Here is a 16052-nt window from a genome sequence, read left to right on the forward strand (position 1 = left end):
CAGCAGCGGGTCCAGGTACGGCGGGAGCGGGTCGAACCGCAGCGTGCCGTGTTCCTGTTGCTGATCGGGAAGGCCAGTGCTTTCGTCGGCGCGTTGTGCACCGGTGTGTACGCAGGGTTCGCGTTATCCTTCCTGCGAGGCGTGAGCGCCTCGGGACCTCGTAACAGAGTGATCATGGCCGGCCTCGCCGCTGTGATCTCAGTGCTGGTCGTCACGGCCGGATTGTTGCTGGAACGTGCGTGTCGTATTCCCGAGGACCCCGACGAGACCGCCTAACATGACGGTCCATGGGGTCAAGGGGTAGCCGCCGTCGAACCAGGACCACCGTTCTCACCGTCGCCAACGCTCTGCTGATCGTTGTCTGTCTCGGTGTCAGCGTTGCGCTGTTCACTCAGAACACCTGGATTCTCCGCACCGCAGCGATTGCTGCGGTGGCGGTAGCGATTGCTGCCTCGGTGCTGTTTCGCCATCAATTGCTGGTCGAACGGCTCGCCCACGCCGACGAACGCGTGCAGGTCGCGCAGGAGTACTCGCGAATCACCAGTGCCCGCGTGGTCGAGAACGCGGAGTTCGTCGACCTGATGCAGCGCCGGCTGGACAAGATTGATGCCCGCCTGGACAAGATCGACGAAGAGGTCGCCACGGTCGTTGCCGCAGGCGACAAACACTCCCAGGCCGACGCGCCGACCGTCGTCGATCTCAAGCTCCGCGGTCTCGCCGCCTCCTGAGACCCGGCAAACGCGTTCCGTGACTCAGGTAGGTTCTGGGTTGTGGATCTCGCTCAGCTGCTGAAAGTCGCCCAGGCTGCCGTCGACCAAGGACGGACAGTGACCGATACCCGGGGACCCGGGACGCTCACGTTCAAGAGTGATCGCGACATGGCGTCCGAGGTCGACTTCGCGGTCGAGCGGAAGATCCGGGAGTTCCTGGAGCGCGAGACGCCGCAGATCGGGATCGAGGGCGAGGAGGAAGGCGGCCCGACCGAGGGCACCCGCTGGGTCCTCGACCCGATCGACGGGACGGTCAACTTCGTCCACGGTGCTCCGTTGTGGGCGATCTCGCTCGGTTTGATCGTTGATGATCGAGCGGTCGCCGGCGTGATCGATCATCCGCCGCTCGGCACCCGGTACGCCGCGGCCGAGGGGCTGGGCGCGACCTGCAACGGCAAGCCGATCCGGGGCGGTGAGTGCACCAATCTGCGCGAGTCCCTGATCGCCATGGGTGACTATGCGATCAGCGAGGACGCGGCCGAGATCAACCCGAAGCGGATGGAACTGCACAACCTGCTGGTCCCGCGGGTGCAGCGACTCCGCCAGATCGGTACGGCGGCGACCGCGCTGACCTGGACCGCGAACGGTTTCTTCGACGCGACGATCATGTACTCGAACAAGCCGTGGGACACGATGGCCGGAGTCTCGATCTGCCGCGAGGCCGGTCTGCAGGTCCTCGACCTCGACGGCAGTCAGCACTCCCCGGCCTCCCGCGGCACCTTCGCGGTCGCGCCCGCACTCGCCGACGAACTCACCGAGCTGATCGCCCAATCCGGCGTACAGGGTGTCACCGCGAAATAGCCGGGCCGGGTCGTGGGTTGTCTTCTCGTATGACGACCCTTGGCATCATCGGAAGTGGAAACATCGGGACCGTAGTGGCGAAGCTCGCGGTCGCGGCAGGTATAGACGTCGTACTGGCCAACTCGCGCGGACCGGAGAGCCTGCGGGAGAAGGCCGCTGAGCTGGGTGTCCGAGCCGGTACGGCGGTGGAGGCCGCCGAGGCGGGCGATGTCGTGGTGGTGACGATCCCGCTCGGCCGGTACGCCGAGGTCCCGGTCGAGCCGCTCGTCGGCAAGGTCGTGATCGACACCATGAACTACTACCCGAGCCGCGAAGGCCGGATCGAAGAACTCGACAACGAGACCAGCAACGTGGCCGACCTCCTGCAGCGGCACCTGCCGGAGTCGCGCACGGTCAAGGTGTTCAACAACATCGCCGCGATCAACCTGCTCAACCTGGCCCGGCCCAGCGGTGCCGAGGACCGCAGCGCGCTCCCGCTCGCGGGCAACGACGCTGACGCCCGCAAGACGGTGGCAGAGCTGCTGGACCAGCTGGGTTGGGACGCGGTGGACATCGGCCCGCTGAGCGAGAGCTGGCGGATCGAGACGGAGACCGCCGTGTACGTCGACCCGTACGTCTCCGAAGGCAGTTCGCTGGAGCGGATCATGGGCGGGTACGACGACCCCGGCAAGACCGCCCCGGCCGCGGACATCGAGAAGCTCGTCGCCACGGCCTACCGCCCACCGGTCAAGGACCGCCAGTTCTAGTTACTTGTCTATGTCGCCGACGACGAAGAACATGCTGCCGAGGATGGCGATCATGTCCGGGATCATCGTGCCGGGCAGGAGTGCCGGCAGGGCGGAGATGTTGTTGAAGCTGGCGGAGCGGAGTTTGAGGCGCCACGGCGTCTTGTCGCCGCGGGACACCAGGTAGTAGCCGTTGATGCCGAGCGGGCTTTCGGTCCAGGCGTAGGTCTGGCCCTCGGGGACCTTGAGGATCTTGGGGAGCCGGACATTCACGGGGCCTGCCGGCATCGACGCGAGCTTGTCGATGCACGCGTCGACGAGGTCGAGCGACACCTTCACTTGCTCAAGCAGCACCCAGAAGCGCGCGAAGCAGTCGCCGTCGGGTCGGGTGACCACCCGGAGCACGTCCTGGAGGTCGCCGTACGCGAGGTAGGGCTCGTCGCGGCGGAGGTCCGCGTCGACCCCGGAAGCCCGGGCGATCGGGCCAGAGACGCCGTACTGGGCGACGAGCTCGGGGGAGAGCTTGCCGATGCCGACCGTGCGGGCGCGGAAGATCTCGTTGCCGAGGATCAGGTTCTCGATGTCGGGCAGCCGCTTGCGGACCGCGGCGGAGGCGTCGGCGGTGCGGCCGAGCCAGCCGTGCGGCAGGTCTTCCTTGAGGCCGCCGACCCGGTTGAACATGTAGTGCATCCGGCCGCCGGACAGCTCCTCCAGCACGCCCTGGATGGTCTCGCGCTCGCGGAACGCGTAGAAGACCGGTGTGATCGCGCCCAGCTCGAGCGGGTACGAGCCGAGGAACATCAGGTGGTTGAGGACCCGGTTCAGCTCGGCGAGCAGGGTGCGCAGCCAGACCGCGCGGACCGGCACCTCCAGCCCCATCATCCGCTCGACCGCCAGTACGACGCCAAGCTCGTTGGCGAACGCGGACAGCCAGTCGTGCCGGTTCGCGAGCACGATGATCTGCCGGTAGTCGCGGACCTCGAACAGCTTCTCCGCACCGCGGTGCATGTAGCCGACGATCGGCTCGCAGCCCGCGATCCGCTCGCCGTCCAGAGTCAGCCGCAGCCGCAGTACGCCGTGCGTCGCCGGGTGCTGTGGACCGATGTTGAGCACCATGTCGGTGGTCGGCAACTGCGAGTCGTCCCCGGTCCCACCCCGCTCGAACGCAGGGTCGAATCCGGCCGCTCCCGCGCCGACACCGACCACCTTCTCGATACTCATAACCCCTAGTGTGCCGTGAGCACTGGAGCTTGGCGCTGCTGACGCCCAGGCACGCACCTCGCGGGCCTTGAGGAACAGCCACGATGGACCCGCATCGAGGCTGCCCCTCAAGCCCCCCGATGCACGCACCTGGACGCCAGCATCGTTCAAGCTCCAGCACTCACGGCACACTTCGTGACAGGCTGGGTGTGTGGACGACCTCTTTGCACCCTCCGATGTCAGCTGGACGCCGGTGTCACCGCAGCTCGCCTCGGTCCGGCGAGTCAGTGCGGCGATCACGGCCGGAGTGTTCGGGATCGCGGTGCTGCTCGCGCTCGGACTGACCCTGAGCTGGCTGTACGGCGTACTCGGGCTGGTCCTGGTCGCGGCCCTGTTCGGCTGGTCGTGGGTGCTGATCGGCCGCAACCAGCGCTCGTGGAAGTACGCCGAGCGCGAGGACGAGCTGATGGTCAGCCACGGGATCCTGTTCCGCGAACTGATCGTGGTGCCCTACGGGCGGATGCAGTTCGTGGACGTGGCCGCCGGGCCGCTGGAGCGCGCGTTCGGGATCGCCACGGTCGAGCTGCACACGGCCACCCCGGCGACCGACGCCAAGATCCCCGGTCTGCACCCGGATGAGGCCGCCCGGCTGCGGGACCGGCTGTCCGCTCTCGGCCAGGCACAGGCGTGGGGCCTGTGACAGAGCCGACCCCGCCCCCAGTGGTCGAGCAGATGGGTGCACGCCTGCACCCGCTGACGCCGTTCGTGAAGGGCTGGGGGTACTTCGTTGTCGCTGCGGTCGCCCTGGTCAACAACGAGGGCCTGCGCAGCAATCTGGAGGTCGCCGGCATCGGACTGGCCGGCGTACTGGTCGGTGGCATCCTGCTCGGCGCACTGTCCTGGTGGTTCACCAAGTGGCAGCTGACCGACGAGGCGATCCGGGTAGACAGCGGCTTCCTGTTCCGGCGGACCCGGATCATCCGGTTCGACCGCATCCAGGCGATCGACGTGGCGCAGCCCTTCGTGGCCCGGCTGTTCGGCATGGCCGAGCTGCGGATGGACGTGGCCGGCGGTGGCAAGAGCGACGGCAAACTGAGCTACTTCAAGTACGCCGATGCCGGCCAGCTGCGCACGACCCTGTTGGTGCGCGCCAAGGGCGAGCAGGTAGCCCAGCAGCAGGGCCAGGAGCAGCAGGACGAGGCCCCGCCGCTGCTGGTCGTTCCGACCAGCCGTCTGCTCGGTGCGACCCTGCTGTCGTCCACAGTCCTCGGCAGCGCTGCCGCACTGATCTGGTTGATCGTCGCGACCATGGTGTTCGAGTTCCACGTCGGTCTGTTCGCCGGACTGCCGCTGCTGCTCGGTGTTGTCCAACCGATCTATAAGCAGGTTGTCGGCAACCAAGGCTTCACGCTGTCCCAGACCGACCATGGCCTGCGCACCAAGCGCGGCCTGGTCGACGTACAGCGCCAAACCATCCCACCGGGTCGCGTCCAGGGCTTGCTGATCACCGAGCCACTCATCTGGCGTCTGCTGGGCTGGTCCCGGGTCGAGCTGGACATCGCAGGTGTCGCAGGTAGCAAAGAGGACGGCGAAAGCGAGAACGAGGGCGCACAGCTACTCCCCGTCGGCGAGCGCAGCGAGGTGGCCGCCGTACTGGCCCGTGTCCTCCCTGGCTTCAACCTGGACGCCATCGACCTGCAGCGCGCCCCCGAGCGCGTCAAATGGCTCCGGCCGATCGGCTGGCGCTACCTGGCCTACGGCGCCGACGAGCAGGTCTTCGTCACCACCAACGGCTGGATCAGCCGCCGTACGTCGATCGTCCTGCACCACAAGACCCAGTCCGTCCGCCTCACCCAGGGCCCCCTCCAGCGCCGCCTCAACCTGGCCAACGTGCACATCGACACTCCCCAAGGCCCCACCAACGCCGTAGCCCTACACCGCTCCGCCGAAGAAGCCGCCTGGCTCACCCAAGCCCAAGCCCACCAGGCCAGGCAGGCACGCCAGGCCATCGAGACCACCCGATCCGACCAGTCCTAAGCAGTGCCCTTACAGCTGCAACTTTTGTGGTCTGGTCCGCATCGGGTGGGTATGAAGACTTTGAAGCGTGCTGCTGCGGTGACCGCGTCCGTCGTACTGCTGGGAAGCGTGGCTGCGGCAACTGGGGGTACGGCGGTGGCTGCGCCGGCCGCGGCCTGTAAGGCGTCGCTGGCATCGATCAACAGTGCCGGCGACTGGAACGTGACCGACGTCGACGGGACGAAGCCGCCGACCAGTGCGAGCGGGACTCCCGTGCACCTGTTCCCGGCGGGTACGGCGAAGATCGCCTCCCGGTGGAACTGGGGGCCGGATCCGGCAGGGTCGTCGTACACCGGGTTTGTCGTTCTCGGCTCGACCTTGAACCAGTCGGTCTACTCGTACTCGGAGACGACCGGTCAGTGGGATCACCGGCTGACGAAGATCGCGGACGGGTGGGACAAGTTCACCATGGTGGAGGAGTCGTTCGTTTCGTCCACCAGGAACGCTCGGTACGGGCTTCGGAACGACGGTGTGCTGTTCCGCTGGACATCGGGCTGGAACACCGTTGCGTCGGCGCCGGGGTTCGCAGGGGTCAAGGCGATGACGCTGATCAGCCAGACCGCCAGCTATGACACGTTTCTGGCCACCACCAAGGCCGGTGTGCTCCAGACGATTCGCATTCCGACTACTGCGCCGCTGAAGCCGGTTGTGAAGACTGTGCGGGGTTCCACCTGGCAGGGCTTCGAGACGCTGGTTGCGGACAAGTGCGGCACGGGCACACTGCTCACTGCGATCGACCGGGACACCAACTCGGCGTACGTGTACTCGATCGGTCACGCGACCGGTACGACTACCCCGATCACCAACCTCGGCAAGCTGTCCACGAGTTTCGCCGACCCGGTCTACTCCCGGTTCAGCACCGACGACGATCTGCCGCTGGCCGGCGAGTGACCGAGCTGACAGAGGTAGCCGCAACTTGTTGCGGTCGGCCCGCATCGTGATGGATATGGAGACCAAGGACGTGTTCAAGCGCGCCGCAGCGGTGGCGGCATCCGGAGTGCTGGTGGGAAGTCTGGCTGTGGTGACCGGCGGGACGGCGAACGCTGCGGTGACCGGTATCGCGGCTGAGCCGTGCCATGTGTCGATGCACGCGGTCGCCGAGACCGGCAAGCGGTCGTTCCCGAGCGTGGTCGGGTGGACGCCGCCGGCGCTCAGCCGCGGCGGGTACGCGCCCACGTTCACCTCGGGCACGCCGAAGATCGCTTCGCGGATGAACTGGGGCGCCGATCCGGGCGGGTCGTCGATCGTCGGCTACGTCGTTCTCGGGTCGAGCCTGTACCGGTCGGTCGACATCCACACCGACGGTGAAGGCGGTGGGACCGGCGAGTTCGAGCACACGGAGACGAAGATCGCCGACGGCTGGGACAAGTTCACGATGATCGAGGAGTCCTGGGCCGGGACCACGCCGACCGCGCGGAACGCGCGCTACGGGCTGCGGAACGACGGTGTCCTGTTCCGCTGGACCAACGGCTTCAAGACGGTCGCCTCGGCGCCCGGGTTCACCGGGATCAAGGCGATGACGCTGATCAGCCAGACCGCGACGTACGACACCTTCCTGGCCAACACCAAGGCCGGTGTCCTGCAGACGATCCGGATCCCGACCACAACGCCGCTGAAGCCGGTCGTGAAGACAGTGCGCGGTTCCACCTGGCAGGGCTTCGAGATGATGGTCGCGGACCGGTGCGGGACCGGTGTGCTGCTCACTGCGATCGACAAGGACACCAAGTCGGCGTACGTGTACAAGCTCGGTCACGCGACCGGCACGACCACACCGATCACCAACCTCGGCAAGCTGAACGAGCCGTTGGGTGACGTGGCCTACTCGCGCTACACGGTCGACGCCACTCCGCCGCTCGCCGGCGAGTGACTGAGTACCCAGCCGAACGCTCCTAGGCCACTGCGGTCCAGGAGCTCAGCGGCCTCACCGGCTGTAGACAGGGCGGTCAGATAGCCGGTGGGGTCGCTGGTGGCTTGGGCGAGCGGCGGACGGCGGGCCGAGACGCCCAGTTGGGTAAGAGCGTCGTACTGCGTCTGCAGGCTGCCGTTGACCGCGGCCGCCAGCGAGTCCAGCGCCACATGGGCCGTGATGTCACAGGTGCCGTCCAGCACGGGCTCGCACTCACGGCCGCCGCGGAAACCCGTCAGGGTCCCGTACGGCGGTCTGTCGTCGGCTACATGCCCGTAGTCGATGGCCAGTGCGGTCCCGTGCTGGATGCGGTCGACCACGCCGGCCCACGCCTCGTCTCGGGGGAGTCCGATCTCGGCCCGGTCGCCTGGCTCGCCAGTCCACCACCGCTGCAGCCACTCCAGGTCGTTGCCCTCGACAACATCACCTGGTGTTAGTTCAGCGGTCAGATAATGCGGTACGCCGTCCTCGTCCCACTCGGCCAGTTCGCAAGGGACGTTGTCGAGCCATTCGTTGGCCACGACCAGACCGGTCAGTTCGTCGGGCAGTTGGTCGTCCAGCTCGATCTCGACCACCTTCAGACCCTCGGCCCGCAGTACTCGGCCCAGCTCACCAGAGCCGGCGGCGATATCGGTCACCTGGTCAGCACCGACCTGACGCGCCAGCCGCGCGATTGCACGACCGAACAGCTCGGACGCGTGCACCGACGTACGGAAGTGGGCTGCCGGCCGCTCACGCCGGTAGAAGCCTTCCGGGCCGTAGAGCGCCTGCTGCCAGGCGACGCGGTAGGTCATCCGCCCAGCGGGACGGTGTCGAACTGGCTCCACACGCCGTTCTTGTCCTCGCGCCACAGGCCCAGCTCGGCCAGCCGGACGACGGGCGCTGGTTCGGCGTCCAGAACGGTCTGTGCCTCGGCCACCACGGTCGGACCGCCCTGCTTGGACGACGAGATGGTCAGATGCGGATGTGGGTCCGCGAACTCACCGCCGTACGGCGGGCACTCGGGGAACGCCGCGTAGACGCTCGCCAGCAGCCCACGGACCGCATCGAAGGGCTCCGGTCGTAGCCACGCGGTGCCGTTCGGGAACTGACCGGCCGTCGGGAAGCTGAGGTCGAACGGCTGCACGGACCGGGTGACTGCCCGCAGCCGGTCCACATCGTCCTCAGTGGGCTCTACGACCCACGGGACCAGCACTGTCACGTGAGGTGGGATGAGCTCGGTCAGCGGGACGTGTGGTCGCGCACTGGACCGTGACACCGAACGCCAGCGATCCGTGTACGCCGCCAGTTCGGGGACTGTGATCAGAATCGCGGTCAGTTCCGTGCGAGCGGCCCAGGCATCGTTCACCACACCATCCTCGCATCGTGGGTGCCTCGTCGAGGGTCGTTGGCACGCCTGGCGGCGCCCCAGACGCCCGCTGGCGGCGTTGTCGTCGTCGCGAGATGCTCCGCATCGCGCTCCTCCTCCGCCTTGCCAGCGAACGACTGGACCACCGCCAGACGCACCAACGACCCTCGACGAGGCACTAGGCTGACTGGGAGCTCGTCTGGTACCCCGCCCGGGGACTGGAACGACGAAGAGAGTGAACAGATGGAACGGATCGGCTTGATCGGAGCCGGCCGGGCCGGAACCGCCCTGGGAGCAGCCATGGCGGCAGCCGGGTATCCCTTGGCCGGAGTCTCCGCGCGGTCGAGCGCGTCACGTGATCGCGCCGCCCGCCTCCTTCCGCATGTGCCGGTGCTGTCGCCCGAAGAGGTGACCGCCCGCGCCGACGTCGTGCTGGTTGCTGTGCCGGACACCGCGATCGAAGCGGTTGCGCACAAGCTTCCACTGACCACCGAGCAGTACGTCGTGCATCTGTCGGGTGCGCACGGGTTAGCGCCACTGCACGGGCTCCAGGCGGTCCCGGTGGCGCTGCATCCGCCGATGACTTTCACCGGTGTCGACGCCGTTGACCTGCAGGACGTGGTTTTCACCGCGACCGCGCCGGATGCGGCTCGCGAGGTCGTGGAACGGTTGGTGAAGGCACTTGGCGCACAGGTGCAGTGGGTGGCCGACGAGGAGCGGGCGCGCTATCACGCCGGTGTGGTGCATGCCGCCAATCACCTCACCACCTTGCTGTCCCAAGCATTCGCCGTACTGCGAGAAGCCGGTGTAAACGACCCTTCTGCAACACTCCGGCCACTCCTGACGGCAACCCTCGACAACACGCTGCGATCCGGTCATCATGCGCTCACCGGACCGATCGCCCGGGGCGATGTCGACACAGTGGCAGCACATCTGGCAGGACTGCACGGCCGCACAGCGAGCACGTACGCCGAGCTGGCGCGGGCGACGGTGGACCTGGTGGTGGCGGACGGACGGCTGGACGCGGGCACGGCAGCCCGGTTCGGCGAGGTGCTGGAGCGGTATCGGACAGGGGAGGCACCGCGATGAGACTGACCCAGACCAAGGCGGAACTGCGGGCGGCGACGGCGGTCCGGCCGCGCGCGGTGGTGATGACGATGGGCGCGCTGCACGAGGGACATGCGGCGTTGCTGGCCGAGGCGCGCGAACGCGTCGGCCCTGAGGGCAGTGTGGTGCTGACGATCTTCGTGAACCCGTTGCAGTTCGGGCCGACCGAGGACTTCGACCGCTACCCACGCACCCTGGCCAGCGACCTGGCGATCGCGAAGAACGAGGGGGTCGACCTGGTCTTCAACCCGTCCCGCGACGAGCTCTACCCGAACGAGCCCTCGATCACCGTGCACCCCGGACCACTGGCCGACGAGCTGGAGGGGATGGTCCGGCCGGGTCACTTCGGCGGTGTCCTGACGGTGGTGTCGAAGCTGCTGCACCTCACCCAGCCGGATCTGGCGCTGTTCGGTGAGAAGGACTACCAGCAGCTCACCCTGATCCGCGAGATGGTGTGTGACCTCGATTGGAACGTCGACATCGTGCCGGTGCCGACAGTTCGCGAGCCCGACGGTCTCGCCATGTCCTCACGCAATCGGTACCTCGACGAGACCGAGCGTGACGAGGCGCTGGTCCTCTACCGCGCTCTTACGGCCGGTGCGAAGGCCGGCATGAACGGACCGGACGCCGTACTGGCTGCTGCGCACTCCGAGCTGGAGGCGGTTCCGTCGGTCAAGATCGACTACCTGGCCCTGCGTGCGCCCGACCTGGGGCCGGTCATCGGCCCAGGCGAGGCCCGCATGCTCATCGCTGCCCGAGTGGGTCAGACTCGTCTCATTGACAACATTTCCATCACGCTCCGATGAAATCGGTTGATACGGTCCTTGAATGACTGCCCCCGCTGTCCCGCAACGGCTGGCTGCACCTGAGCCGGGCTGGACCGACACTGTCGACGTAGTGGTGATTGGCTCGGGTATCGCCGGGCTGACCGCTGCACTCAAGGCCCGTGAGCTCGGGACCGTGCTGGTGGTGACGAAAGACGTTGTCGCCTCCGGCTCGACCCAGTGGGCCCAGGGCGGCATCGCTGCCGCGCTCAGCCCCGAGGACTCACCGGAAGAGCATCTGCAGGACACCCTGGTCGCAGGGGCCGGACTGTGCGACCCAGACGCCGTACGGGCGCTGGTGACCGAAGGGCCTGATGCTGTTCGGGACCTGATCGAGCTGGGGGCTCGGTTCGACACCCAGGCCAACGGTGAGATCTCGCTGACGCGTGAGGGCGGGCACCACCGCAACCGCATCGCGCACTCGGGCGGTGACGCTACGGGTGCGGAGATCGAGCGTGCGCTGGTCGCTGCGGTGAAGCGGGCGCCGGACATCCGCCTGATCGAGCATGCGCTCGTCATCGACCTGCTGCGCGCCGAGGACGGCGCTGTAGCCGGTGTGACGCTGCACGTGATGGGTGAGGGCCAGCTCGACGGTATCGGCGCGATCCGCAGCCGCGTGGTGATTCTGGCGTCCGGTGGTCTTGGTCAGCTGTATGCCGCGACCACCAACCCCAGCGTCTCGACCGGCGACGGTATGGCGCTCGCACTGCGGGCCGGCGCGAAGGTGCGCGACCTGGAGTTCGTGCAGTTCCACCCGACCGTGCTGTGGCTGGGCAAGAGTGCGAAAGGCCAGCAGCCGTTGGTCTCCGAGGCTGTCCGCGGTGAGGGTGCGTTCCTCGTCGACCACGAGGGCAAACGCTTCATGGAGGGGCAGCACGAGCTGGCCGACCTGGCCCCGCGCGACATCGTGGCGAAGGCGATCACCCGGCAGATGCTTGCCGCTGGCAAGGATCACGTGTATCTGGATGCCCGGCACTTCGGTGATGAGAAGTGGCGGGTGCGATTCCCGACCATCCTGGCGTCCTGCCGCTCGCACGGTATCGATCCGGTCCGTGAGCTGATCCCGGTCGCACCTGCGTGCCACTACTCGTCCGGTGGCGTGTGGACCGACCTGAACGGGCAGACTTCGGTGCCAGGTCTCTATGCGTGTGGTGAAGTCGCGTGTACCGGTGTCCACGGTGCCAACCGGCTCGCCTCGAACTCCCTGCTCGAAGGACTCGTGTTCGCGCACCGCATCGCCGCTCACCTGGCCAAGGGCCTTCCGCAGCTGCGGGAACCGGCTGTCGACACGCGCGTCCCCGGTCTGGTCGATGCGGACGTCGTACCGGAGTTGCAGCGGGTGATGACCGTCGGAGCCGGAGTAATCCGGAGCGCGTCCGGTCTGGCCGAGGCAGGTGCCGCGGTGGCCAAGCTGATCGAGCAGCCGGCCGGTGAGCCCGGCACTCCGGGCTGGGAGGCGACCAACCTGGTGACGGTCGCCTCTGCCCTGATCGCTGCCGGCACTGTGCGCGAGGAGAGCCGCGGCTCGCACTGGCGCGAGGACCACCCGGATCGCGACGACCAGCACTGGTCAGGCAATCTGGACCTGACACTGCTCGCCGACGGTGAGCGTGCCCGCCCCGGAGCGACCTTCGTTCCGCAGAGCAAGGAGAATCGGCAAGATGGATGACACCGTCGACCGGCAGTGGGTCGGTGACCTCGTGCGAGCCACGCTCGAGGAGGACCTCGCCGGTGGTGTGGACGTCACGACGACCGCCACGGTCGACCCGGACCAGGTCTCGGTCGCCGAACTGGTCGCCCGGGCCGACGGCGTGGTCGCCGGGCTGGAGATTGCCGAACTGGTGATTCGGCAGGTCGCAGCCCCCGAGCAGGTCGAGCTGGAGTACTCCGTGGCCGATGGCGCGTCGGTACGGCGGGGCGACGTGCTGATGACGATTCGCGGCAAGACCCAGCAGTTGCTGATTGCCGAGCGCACGTCGCTCAACCTCCTCTGTCACCTGTCCGGTGTGGCCACGCTGACCCGGCGCTGGGTGGATGCGGTCGAGGGCACCGGTGCGGTCATCCGGGACACCCGCAAGACGATGCCGCTGTTGCGCTCACTCGAGAAGTACGCCGTGCGCTGTGGTGGCGGTAAGAACCACCGCATGGGTCTGTCCGACGCCGCACTGATCAAGGACAACCACGTGATCGCGGCCGGTGGCGTGGCTGAGGCGTTCCGGCTGGTGCGCAAGGCCTTCCCGGAGATCGCCGTCGAGGTCGAGGTGGACTCGGTCGAGGACGCGTTGATCGCAGTGGAGGCCGGTGCCGAGCTGATCCTGCTCGACAACATGGATGTCCCACTGCTGCGGGAGGCCGTCGAGAAGGTGGCCGGCCGCGCGAAGCTGGAGGCGTCTGGCGGGCTGACGCTCGACAAGGCCCGGGAGGTCGCCGAGACCGGCGTGAACTTCCTGGCGGTCGGTGCGCTCACGCACTCCGCACCGGTGCTGGACATCGCCCTGGACCTCAAGGCCGTCTGATGTTGCTGGCCGTCGCAGTCGAGAACACCAGGACCCTTGTGGGACTGGTGTTCGAGGGCACGGTCAAACGCCACTGGTGGGTCGGCACGGACTCCCGCCGTACGGCGGACGAGTGGGCGGTGCTGATCCAGGGACTGCTCACCGGTGAGGCCCCGGTGTCGGGGATCGCGGTCTGCTCCGCCGTACCGCAGGTGCTGCACGAGTTCCGCGACCTGGTCACGCGCTACTACCAGGACGTGCCGAGTGTCGTGGTGGAGCCCGGTGTGAAGACCGGGCTGCCAGTGCTGGTCGACAATCCGCGTGAGGTCGGCACCGACCGGATCGCCAACGCACTCGCTGCGGTCCAGCTGTACGGCGCTCCCTGTCTGGTCGTCGACGTCGGTACGGCGATCACCATCGACGTGGTCAACCCGGCCGGTGCGTTCGCCGGGGGAGTGATTGCCCCCGGCATCGAGACTGCGACCGATGCACTGGGTGATGTGGCTGCCCAGCTCCGCCGCGTCGAACTGGTCCGGCCACGCACTCTGGTCGCCAAGAACACGGTCGAGGCACTGCAGTCCGGCGCTGTGCACGGTTTCGCCGCCATGGTCGACGGCCTGGTCGACCGGATCCGCACCGACCAGTCCTTCGCTCCGGACACACCCGTCGTACTGACCGGCGCCTTGGCGTCGCTACTGCTGCGCGACCTCGCGACACCGGTCCAGCACGAGCCCTTGCTCGCCTTGCGCGGCCTGCACCAGGCCTACGCGCGCAACCACTCTTAGCTCCCGCACGGTATATCGTGCAGCCGTCGGTTGTGAGGCAGCTGAGACGAGGTGGTTGGGGTGCGGCGGATACTCGCCGTTGCGCTGGTCGTTGTGACCAGTGGGTCTTTGCTGACCGCCTGTACGGCGGATGCGTCGCCGTCGGCCGTGTCTGTCGGCTGGGTGGGGGCTGCGAAGAACTCCGTCCGGGTGACGTGGAAGGACGCCGACGCGCCGAACCGGATCACGATCGAGGGTGTGCTCAGCGAAGGGCCGTCGTACGTCCAGTACCTGCCGGCTACGCAGCCGAACAGTTGGGACATCCCGACCTCGGCGTTCCCGCCGGACGGCAACTACCGCGTGGTCGTCACCAACGGGACGACGAAGGAAGGGCTGACCGGTAAGCCGGCCAAGTCGCCGGTGTTCGACACCGACGGACCGGTCCGGCCGAGCTCGGCGTTCGCGGTCGCCCAGGGCCGTGGCGTGCTGATCCGCTGGGCGGTACCGGCTGCACCGCAGGACTTCACCCCGAACGACCCGCTGGATGTGGACGGTCCGAAGGCGCAGAAGTACGTGCCGATGATCGGCCGGCCCGGTAGCCAGCCCGCACCGATCGGTCCGGGGACCACCTCACCCCGGCAGGTGATCAACAGCATCAAGCCGCCGTTCCTGTTCCAGTTGCGCACCGAGAACGAGTGGTCGAGCAATCTCGGTGGACAGGTGGTCGGTCTGACCAGTTCGGCGACAGTGTTCGTTCCGCCGCGGGCGCAGTACAGCCTGCCGGTCCGGGTGCGGGGCCGTGTGGTCCTGCAGGAGACGTTCTGCGCTGCCGAGACGAACTGTGCGCTGCAGCAGACCACGTCGGCAGGGATACCGCTGACCGTGCTGACCCAGGTGACGCCAAAGGCGCGCTGGAGTCCGGTGGCTCGTGGGAAGACCACGGCTGGTGGGCACTACGACATCCCGGTCGTCACTGCTGGTAGCCGTCCGTACAAGGTCGTGGCGAGTCCCTACGCCAAGCCGGGCGTCCTGACGAGTGAGTCAGCCAGTCCGGCGGTCTTCACCCGCGCAGTGGTCCGGCTGCTCGCCGGTGGGTACCTCGGCGGCAACAACAAGAAGCGTGGCGAGATGGTCACCGTCTTCGCCAGAGTGGCTCCGGCGTCCACGTCCGTGGCGACCCTGCAGCTGTGGAACCGGCAGACCCGCAGGTGGCAGTCCGTGAAGCTGGTGGCGTTGCGCCGCGGGCAGGCGGTCTTCGGCTTCAAGATCAATGCCGTCGGCACCTATTCGTACCGCTGGGTGCTGCCACCGGCAGCCTCCGGGGGCCGCAACATGGACGGCCTGACGACTCCGAAGCTGGACCTGCGGATCCGGCCCTAGGCCTCGGCGGACTCGGTCTCCAGGACCGGCTCCTCGGTGCGGTGCTTGCGGCGGATCTTGAAGTACGCGTACGCCGCGACCGCGCCGACGACGACCACCACGAGCGCCCAGATCGACAGCTGGCCGAAGATCTTGTCCGCGTTGTCACCGATGTGGAAGGCAACGATCCCGATCGTGGTGGACCAGGCGATCCCGCCGGTCGCGTTCGCGATCAGGAACTTCGGGTAGGGCATCCGCAGGGTGCCGGCCATCGGGCCGGCGAAGATCCGGAGCAGCGCGACGAACCGGCCGAAGAAGACCGTCCAGACGCCGTACCGGTGGAAGTACTTCTCGGCGCGCTCGATCCGGTCCGGCGAGAAGTGCTTGAACCGGCGGCCGAGCCGGTCGAACAGGCCGCGGCCGGCCCGGCGGCCGATGTAGTAGCCGATCGAGTCGCCGATGATCGCACCCGCCGCGGCGGCGCCGATCACCCACTCGAGCCGCAGGTCGCCCTGTGACGACAGCAGTGCCGCAGCGATCAGCGTGGTCTCGCCCGGCAGCGGCACTCCCATACTCTCGATGCCGATGACGAGCCCCACCACCAGGTACGCCAGGACAGCCAATCCACCGGTCGGTATCGCGATCGCGAGCGCTTCCCCCATGTACCCATAGTTACA

At 67.6% G+C, this 16052-nt stretch carries 18 protein-coding genes; 14 read left to right on the forward strand and 4 right to left on the reverse strand.

Annotation, left to right across the window (positions count from 1 at the left end; translation table 11 throughout):
- From ABD231_RS13190 to ABD231_RS13205, 4 genes are all read left to right on the forward strand, one after another.
- Positions 1–276 (forward strand): DUF3180 domain-containing protein (locus ABD231_RS13190; RefSeq protein WP_344149969.1); only part of this gene is annotated, 276 nt, incomplete at its 5' end.
- A gap of 11 nt (positions 277–287) precedes the next feature.
- Positions 288–728 carry a hypothetical protein gene (locus ABD231_RS13195; protein WP_344149971.1) on the forward strand — a complete coding sequence of 147 codons (441 nt, stop codon included), beginning with the start codon at positions 288–290 and terminating at the stop codon, positions 726–728.
- Positions 729–770: 42 nt separating this feature from the next.
- Positions 771–1571: an inositol monophosphatase family protein gene (locus tag ABD231_RS13200; RefSeq protein ID WP_344149973.1), complete on the forward strand. Its 801-nt coding sequence runs from the start codon at positions 771–773 to the stop codon at positions 1569–1571.
- Positions 1568–2317, forward strand: a complete 750-nt coding sequence (locus tag ABD231_RS13205; RefSeq protein WP_344150123.1) for an NADPH-dependent F420 reductase — start codon at positions 1568–1570, stop codon at positions 2315–2317. The genes ABD231_RS13200 and ABD231_RS13205 overlap by 4 nt, the downstream gene beginning before the upstream one ends.
- On the opposite strand, the gene ABD231_RS13210 is transcribed toward ABD231_RS13205, so the two are convergent.
- A complete protein-coding gene (locus ABD231_RS13210) occupies positions 2318–3517 on the reverse strand; it encodes an NADH-quinone oxidoreductase subunit D (RefSeq protein ID WP_344149975.1) in 1200 nt (399 codons plus the stop codon).
- 190 nt (positions 3518–3707) lie between these two features.
- Between ABD231_RS13210 and ABD231_RS13215 the strand changes: the two genes are divergently transcribed.
- From ABD231_RS13215 to ABD231_RS13230, 4 genes are read left to right on the forward strand one after another with little or no spacing between them, the layout of a single operon-like run.
- Entirely contained in the window at positions 3708–4196 is a 489-nt protein-coding gene (locus ABD231_RS13215; RefSeq protein ID WP_344149977.1) for a PH domain-containing protein, read from the forward strand.
- On the forward strand, positions 4193–5533 hold the full coding sequence (locus ABD231_RS13220) for a PH domain-containing protein (protein WP_344149979.1): 1341 nt from the start codon (positions 4193–4195) through the stop codon (positions 5531–5533). Before ABD231_RS13215 ends, ABD231_RS13220 begins: the two co-directional genes overlap by 4 nt.
- A gap of 51 nt (positions 5534–5584) precedes the next feature.
- Positions 5585–6463, forward strand: coding sequence for a hypothetical protein (locus tag ABD231_RS13225; protein ID WP_344149981.1), 879 nt, complete (start codon positions 5585–5587; stop codon positions 6461–6463).
- A 55-nt stretch (positions 6464–6518) separates the two neighbouring features.
- The gene (locus ABD231_RS13230; RefSeq protein ID WP_344149983.1) at positions 6519–7439 is read left to right on the forward strand and encodes a hypothetical protein; all 921 of its coding nucleotides are present in this window, start codon (positions 6519–6521) and stop codon (positions 7437–7439) included.
- Here ABD231_RS13230 and ABD231_RS13235 read toward each other — a convergent pair.
- Together ABD231_RS13235 and ABD231_RS13240 are read right to left on the reverse strand one after the other, a co-directional pair.
- Entirely contained in the window at positions 7400–8272 is an 873-nt protein-coding gene (locus ABD231_RS13235) for an SAM-dependent methyltransferase (RefSeq protein WP_344149985.1), read from the reverse strand. The genes ABD231_RS13230 and ABD231_RS13235 overlap by 40 nt on opposite strands.
- Positions 8269–8826, reverse strand: coding sequence for a 2'-5' RNA ligase family protein (locus ABD231_RS13240; RefSeq protein WP_344149987.1), 558 nt, complete (start codon positions 8824–8826; stop codon positions 8269–8271). Before ABD231_RS13240 ends, ABD231_RS13235 begins: the two co-directional genes overlap by 4 nt.
- A 243-nt stretch (positions 8827–9069) precedes the next feature.
- Between ABD231_RS13240 and ABD231_RS13245 the strand changes: the two genes are divergently transcribed.
- The 6 genes from ABD231_RS13245 to ABD231_RS13270 are packed head-to-tail and all read left to right on the forward strand — an operon-like array spanning position 9070 to position 15396.
- Positions 9070–9915 carry a Rossmann-like and DUF2520 domain-containing protein gene (locus ABD231_RS13245; protein ID WP_344149989.1) on the forward strand — a complete coding sequence of 282 codons (846 nt, stop codon included), beginning with the start codon at positions 9070–9072 and terminating at the stop codon, positions 9913–9915.
- A complete protein-coding gene (gene panC, locus ABD231_RS13250; RefSeq protein WP_344149991.1) occupies positions 9912–10739 on the forward strand; it encodes a pantoate--beta-alanine ligase in 828 nt (275 codons plus the stop codon). The genes ABD231_RS13245 and panC overlap by 4 nt, the downstream gene beginning before the upstream one ends.
- A 22-nt stretch (positions 10740–10761) precedes the next feature.
- A complete protein-coding gene (locus ABD231_RS13255; RefSeq protein WP_344149993.1) occupies positions 10762–12426 on the forward strand; it encodes an L-aspartate oxidase in 1665 nt (554 codons plus the stop codon).
- Positions 12419–13273, forward strand: a complete 855-nt coding sequence (nadC, locus tag ABD231_RS13260; RefSeq protein ID WP_344149995.1) for a carboxylating nicotinate-nucleotide diphosphorylase — start codon at positions 12419–12421, stop codon at positions 13271–13273. The genes ABD231_RS13255 and nadC overlap by 8 nt, the downstream gene beginning before the upstream one ends.
- Entirely contained in the window at positions 13273–14037 is a 765-nt protein-coding gene (locus ABD231_RS13265; RefSeq protein WP_344149997.1) for a type III pantothenate kinase, read from the forward strand. The genes nadC and ABD231_RS13265 overlap by 1 nt, the downstream gene beginning before the upstream one ends.
- 60 nt (positions 14038–14097) lie before the next feature.
- On the forward strand, positions 14098–15396 hold the full coding sequence (locus ABD231_RS13270) for a hypothetical protein (RefSeq protein ID WP_344149999.1): 1299 nt from the start codon (positions 14098–14100) through the stop codon (positions 15394–15396).
- On the opposite strand, the gene ABD231_RS13275 is transcribed toward ABD231_RS13270, so the two are convergent.
- The gene (locus ABD231_RS13275) at positions 15393–16037 is read right to left on the reverse strand and encodes a DedA family protein (RefSeq protein ID WP_344150001.1); all 645 of its coding nucleotides are present in this window, start codon (positions 16035–16037) and stop codon (positions 15393–15395) included. The two genes, ABD231_RS13270 and ABD231_RS13275, sit on opposite strands and share 4 nt — an antisense overlap.
- Positions 16038–16052: the final 15 nt, after the last annotated feature.

Source organism: Kribbella yunnanensis (genome assembly GCF_039529655.1).
Lineage (GTDB): Bacteria > Actinomycetota > Actinomycetes > Propionibacteriales > Kribbellaceae > Kribbella > Kribbella yunnanensis.

What these genes read in the sequence shown, in the direction of transcription:
- ABD231_RS13195 (WP_344149971.1), top strand. Translation starts at nt 288, where the DNA reads ATGGGGTCAAGGGGTAGCCGCCGTCGAACCAGGACCACCGTTCTCACC.
- ABD231_RS13210 (WP_344149975.1), bottom strand. Translation starts at nt 3,517, where the DNA reads ATGAGTATCGAGAAGGTGGTCGGTGTCGGCGCGGGAGCGGCCGGATTC.
- ABD231_RS13225 (WP_344149981.1), top strand. Translation starts at nt 5,585, where the DNA reads ATGAAGACTTTGAAGCGTGCTGCTGCGGTGACCGCGTCCGTCGTACTG.
- ABD231_RS13230 (WP_344149983.1), top strand. Translation starts at nt 6,519, where the DNA reads ATGGAGACCAAGGACGTGTTCAAGCGCGCCGCAGCGGTGGCGGCATCC.
- ABD231_RS13235 (WP_344149985.1), bottom strand. Translation starts at nt 8,272, where the DNA reads ATGACCTACCGCGTCGCCTGGCAGCAGGCGCTCTACGGCCCGGAAGGC.
- ABD231_RS13245 (WP_344149989.1), top strand. Translation starts at nt 9,070, where the DNA reads ATGGAACGGATCGGCTTGATCGGAGCCGGCCGGGCCGGAACCGCCCTG.
- panC (WP_344149991.1), top strand. Translation starts at nt 9,912, where the DNA reads ATGAGACTGACCCAGACCAAGGCGGAACTGCGGGCGGCGACGGCGGTC.
- ABD231_RS13255 (WP_344149993.1), top strand. Translation starts at nt 10,762, where the DNA reads ATGACTGCCCCCGCTGTCCCGCAACGGCTGGCTGCACCTGAGCCGGGC.
- nadC (WP_344149995.1), top strand. Translation starts at nt 12,419, where the DNA reads ATGGATGACACCGTCGACCGGCAGTGGGTCGGTGACCTCGTGCGAGCC.
- ABD231_RS13265 (WP_344149997.1), top strand. Translation starts at nt 13,273, where the DNA reads ATGTTGCTGGCCGTCGCAGTCGAGAACACCAGGACCCTTGTGGGACTG.
- ABD231_RS13275 (WP_344150001.1), bottom strand. Translation starts at nt 16,037, where the DNA reads ATGGGGGAAGCGCTCGCGATCGCGATACCGACCGGTGGATTGGCTGTC.